The sequence below is a fragment of the Bradyrhizobium iriomotense genome (genome assembly GCF_030160715.1).
Lineage (GTDB): Bacteria > Pseudomonadota > Alphaproteobacteria > Rhizobiales > Xanthobacteraceae > Bradyrhizobium > Bradyrhizobium iriomotense.
Window position 1 is genome coordinate 1 of the sequence record NZ_BSOW01000088.1, and the last position, 4,641, is coordinate 4,641.

2 protein-coding genes and 1 pseudogene are annotated in these 4,641 nt (G+C 56.3%); 1 reads left to right on the forward strand and 2 read right to left on the reverse strand.

Translation table 11 applies throughout. The annotated features are described in order from the left end of the window. Nucleotides 1-1,158 precede the first annotated feature (1,158 nt). Both QQL28_RS45395 and gmd read right to left on the reverse strand, forming a co-directional pair. The gene (locus QQL28_RS45395) at nt 1,159-2,106 is read right to left on the reverse strand and encodes a GDP-L-fucose synthase family protein (protein ID WP_284276366.1); all 948 of its coding nucleotides are present in this window, start codon (nt 2,104-2,106) and stop codon (nt 1,159-1,161) included. Beyond that, nucleotides 2,087-3,172 (reverse strand): GDP-mannose 4,6-dehydratase, encoded by a 1,086-nt coding sequence (gene gmd, locus QQL28_RS45400; protein WP_284276367.1) that lies wholly within the window; start codon nt 3,170-3,172, stop codon nt 2,087-2,089. The genes QQL28_RS45395 and gmd overlap by 20 nt, the downstream gene beginning before the upstream one ends. 939 nt (nt 3,173-4,111) lie before the next feature. Between gmd and QQL28_RS45410 the strand changes: the two are divergent. Beyond that, nucleotides 4,112-4,384, forward strand: a pseudogene (locus QQL28_RS45410) (hypothetical protein); the annotation flags it as partial. Nucleotides 4,385-4,641 lie beyond the last annotated feature (257 nt).

Here is a 4,641-nt window from a genome sequence, read left to right on the forward strand (position 1 = left end):
ACGACGGGATCGAGGTCTTCGCCAAGCCGACCGACCGTCAGCCCATAACCGCCGCCGCCTGACCGGCCCCGCCGTCACCAAAATTTGGCGATAGCTCTGTTGTTGTTCCCGGCAATTCTAGATTGGCCGATACGCGCACAGTCGATGTTCACTCCGGCGGAAACGTACGTACCCTTCTTGTGCGACCGAAAATAGAGCTCACACGACACACTGCATCAAAAACAATTGAGGCGTGCAATTGATCTAAGTGTCCATTGAAGCTGGATGTCGAGTAGATGTCACTTTTGCGTCTACTTGTAATTTAAGCGGCCTTCTTGGTTCCGATACACTCATCCACCAAAACTTCTCCACGAAATCGTCTTGCGATAGAATAATGTTGCTTTCATCGAAATGCGCACATGATTCGATCTGACGCCTTAGCGAAGGCGTGCGATACCATTCGGCAGGTCGTGGCGAAACGCCTATGCTGCGCCGGGTTGCTGACTGCGAGCAGCAGTTCAATAGGGCAGCTCTATTCGATAGAATTTGCTTCAAATTCCAAAGAGAGCGCTAATCGCCGTCATCCTCAGGACACGACACGCCTCTAAGGTCATGGGCTCGGTAACGGCTTATCCCTCAACAAGGCTAAGGTGAAGGCGTGCGGGCGAGCCGTGCTGCGGCCCTCGGGAAATATCGCCGTCGAGCGACGAATTTGTTTACGTCGTCAAACCTGGCGGGCCCAGCAAAGACAAAGCCTTGAACGTTGTCGGACCTGTCGGTTCAGCTCTGGCGTTATCTATCGCGATGATCAGGCCGATAGCTTGAGAGGCTCATTCCAAGCATGCGAGGTCGCCGCGCGGAGAGAGTAAACCTCTGCCGGTCGGCATTTCTTGAATGATTTGGGACTTGAACGTACGCCACGATCGCATTCCATACGTTCATACCGACCGCGCACAGAGTGCGCAGGCCAAATGCTTGGCGTAGTATCGGCTGCGTTGGCGCGTTCAAATCCGGTCGGTTCGCGCTCAGACAAACTTTTCTTCGAGGTTACGTCAGCCCCGCGGTCGGATTGGCGAGGGCCTGACCGCTTACGAGCCGTCCGCTTCTTGAGGACCGCGGTAGCCTCAAAAGCGCGGCGAAAGCGAACGCCAAAGGCGAGCCCCTCAGCCGTTATCTTTATCAGTCCTCCCTTAAGTTAAGAAAGGCGCGGTAAGCCTGCTGGATGCCATCATTCAGAGAGGTTTTCGCGCGCCAGCCCAACTCTGCGAGACGGCTGACGTCGAGCAACTTACGCGGCGTACCGTCAGGGCGAGAGGCATCGAAGGCGATCTCACCTCGATAGCCAACGACCTCCGCGACAAGCCGGGCAAATTCCAAGATCGTAACGTCCTCGCCGGTTCCTATATTGATCAGTTCCGCGCCCGAATAGATCTTCATTAACTGGACGCAGGCATCGGCCATGTCTTCGACATAAAGAAATTCGCGACGGGGTGTGCCAGTGCCCCACACCAGGACGCTTTTTACACCAGAGATCTTGGCTTCGTGAAAACGGCGGATCAGAGCTGCGACCACATGACTATATTCGGGATGGTAGTTGTCGCCGGGGCCGTAGAGGTTGCTCGGCATCACGCTTATGAAGTCACTTCCGTACTGACTGCGATAGGCTTCCACGAGCTTGATGCCGGCGATCTTGGCGATCGCATAGGGCTCATTGGTCGGCTCGAGCGGACCGGTCAGAATCATGTCCCCGCGCAACGGCTGGGGAGCAAGTTTTGGATAAATGCAGGAGGAGCCCAAGAACATCAGCTTCTCCGCACCGTTTAGATGCGCGGCATGGATGACGTTCGCGGCGATTGTGATGTTGTCGTAAAGAAATTCGGCGCGCAGTGTATCATTGGCGACGATGCCGCCAACCTTGGCGGCAGCCAAAAATACGACCTGCGGCCGCGTCCTGGCGAACCAGCCGAATACCTGGGCCTGGTCGCGCAAATCAACCTCGGTTCGCTCAATGGTGACGAGCCGCGTGTCTTCCTGCGCGAGCCGGCGCATCAGCGCGGCCCCGACCATGCCGCGATGGCCGGCTACATAGACCGTCTTGCCTTTCAGCTCAAACGGTGCGCTTGCCATTTTTAGCTTCCCGTTTCGCCTCGGCAAGGTCGCTTGCGACCATCTCCTGCACGAGCTGCGCAAAGCTGCGCTTCGGTTTCCAACCGAGCTGTTCGCGCGCCTTGCTGGCATCTCCAATGAGAAGATCCACCTCCGTCGGGCGAAAATAGGTCGGGTCGATCCTGACCACGGCCTTGCCGCTCTTGGTATCGACGCCAGTTTCCTCTACGCCCTTGCCGCGCCATTCGATGCGACGGCCGACTTCGGCAAAGCCGAGCTCGACCATCTCGCGCACCGACCGCGTTTCGCCGGTTGCGAGCACGAAATCATCGGGCTTTTCCGCCTGCAGGATCATGTGCATGCCTTCGACGTAGTCGCGTGCATGCCCCCAGTCGCGCTTGGCTTCGAGGTTGCCAAGATAAAGTGTCTCCTCGAGACCGACCTCAATGCGGGCGACGGCGCGAGTGATCTTGCGGGTAACAAAGGTCTCGCCGCGGATTGGGCTTTCGTGATTGAACAGAATGCCGTTACTTGCGAAAATGCCATAGGCTTCGCGGTAGTTCACCGTGATCCAATAGCCGTAGAGCTTTGCCACACCATAGGGCGAGCGCGGATAAAAAGGCGTGGTCTCCTTCTGGGGGACTTCCTGAACCAGGCCGTAAAGCTCGGACGTAGACGCCTGGTAGAAGCGCGTCTCTTTCTCCAAGCCAAGAATCCGGATTGCCTCGAGCAAACGTAACACGCCAATCGCGTCGGCGTTTGCGGTATATTCCGGGCTTTCAAAGCTTACGCCGACATGGCTCTGGGCGGCCAGATTGTAGATCTCGGTTGGCCTGATCTGCTGGACCAAGCGGATCAAATTGGTCGAATCGGTCATGTCGCCGTAGTGCATGAGAAACGGGACATTGCCGGCATGCCGGTCCTGATAGAGATGATCGACGCGCGCGGTGTTGAAGGAAGATGACCGCCGCTTAATGCCATGCACGATATAGCCGAGCGACAGTAGATATTCGGAGAGATAGGCGCCATCCTGGCCGGTCACGCCGGTGATCAGAGCGACCCGCCTTTGAGAGTTTTCGTTAGTCAAATTCTACCCTATGCAACCGAATTGATCGGATTCTGTGTCCCTCGGTCACCGTCGAGCGCACTCGGCCGGAACTTTATTCGAGGGGTCAAAACCAGCCACGGTGATAAACAAAAGGTTGCGCAAGGACAATAGACGATTAACCACAATGATTTTGCTGAGCTTTTAGCCGCTTTTCCGATTTAGCCGTGCAAGACGTCCAAAGAAGCTGCTCCGAGCGGGATACGGCCTTAGATGCTCTGACATGCACTCTCTGTCGGCGATCGCAGGCCCACCCACGCCGTTATTTAGGCGTCGCAATCTCAGAGCGATAAAGACAGATCGAAATCGTGAGAATCCACCATCAGAGCGAGTAAGTGAAATCCATCAAAAAATGCGATCAGGCGCGGAATTAATGCGTGGACACAGAACTCCTTGCATCAGTCCAAATGGAGACCTTGGCTACCACGCAATGAGAACGCCAGCCTTTTGCACGCGCCTCTTTGCAGGTGTAGCTAGAGGGAATGAGTCGGCAAAACCATCGTCAATCGGCGAAAGGGTGATGGGAGCATGACATTGCTAGCGCGATCCGCATAAGAAGTTGGACAAAACGCCCTGGGACGATTTGGGGCAGGCGCGGGTGAAGCAGTAATTGAAGCTAGGTGATTCATCCCACTTGAATTTACGAACACGCGATCCGTATTATCCTCCTCATGAGGGCATGGGGATCTCCAAATGTTGGATGCCGCTACCGCCAACCTTCTACGCGCTGTCCTCGATGAGGTCTGCGCGAGCATTTCTCGCTACGAAACAGGCGTCCGCGCACATGTGGCCGCTAGGCTTCTGGAAGCCGCCACCAGAGGCGAAACGACGCCCAGCCGCCTCAAGCAGATTGGTGTCGAAGCGCTTCGTGAAGCACCGACCATGTGGCGATAGGCGCGGACAATATGATGTCTCATTCAGGTGAATTTCCAAGTTACCGTCCTAAAGATACTTGTGAGCTATCCGGACGGCTTCGCGCCGATGGCGGAGCTTAAACGCGACATGGCGATTCTAGCGACGAGTGGTCGCGAGTGGGCCGAGCGCACGGCGAGAATGGCTGCTCGTGTCCAGAACCTCGACATCTTTTCCCAGAAACGCGTTGAGCGGATGAACGATGGCTGGCGTATCACTGAAGAGGGCCGTGCCGTCCTCGATCTGATGGAAGCGCGGCCGGTCGTTGCGCAGCGGCCGCCGGGAATGAATGAACCTGCGTCCGAGCAATGAGAGTCTGAACACGGATCGAGAAATTCGTGCCGATGACGTGGACGCTAAAATGCGCTGCTTGGGAAAGGTGCGTCATCAAGTCTCAATCCCGTGCTCTTGCTCCTGGTTCGGCTGCGACTGGATGCCGCGGCTAGTACCCGGAATCAGAGCTGAGTGATACGGCGGCCTTTGAAGCGGCGTTGACGGACCTTTTTCTTGGTCCAGACGAAGGGCTCGGCTTTGTCGTT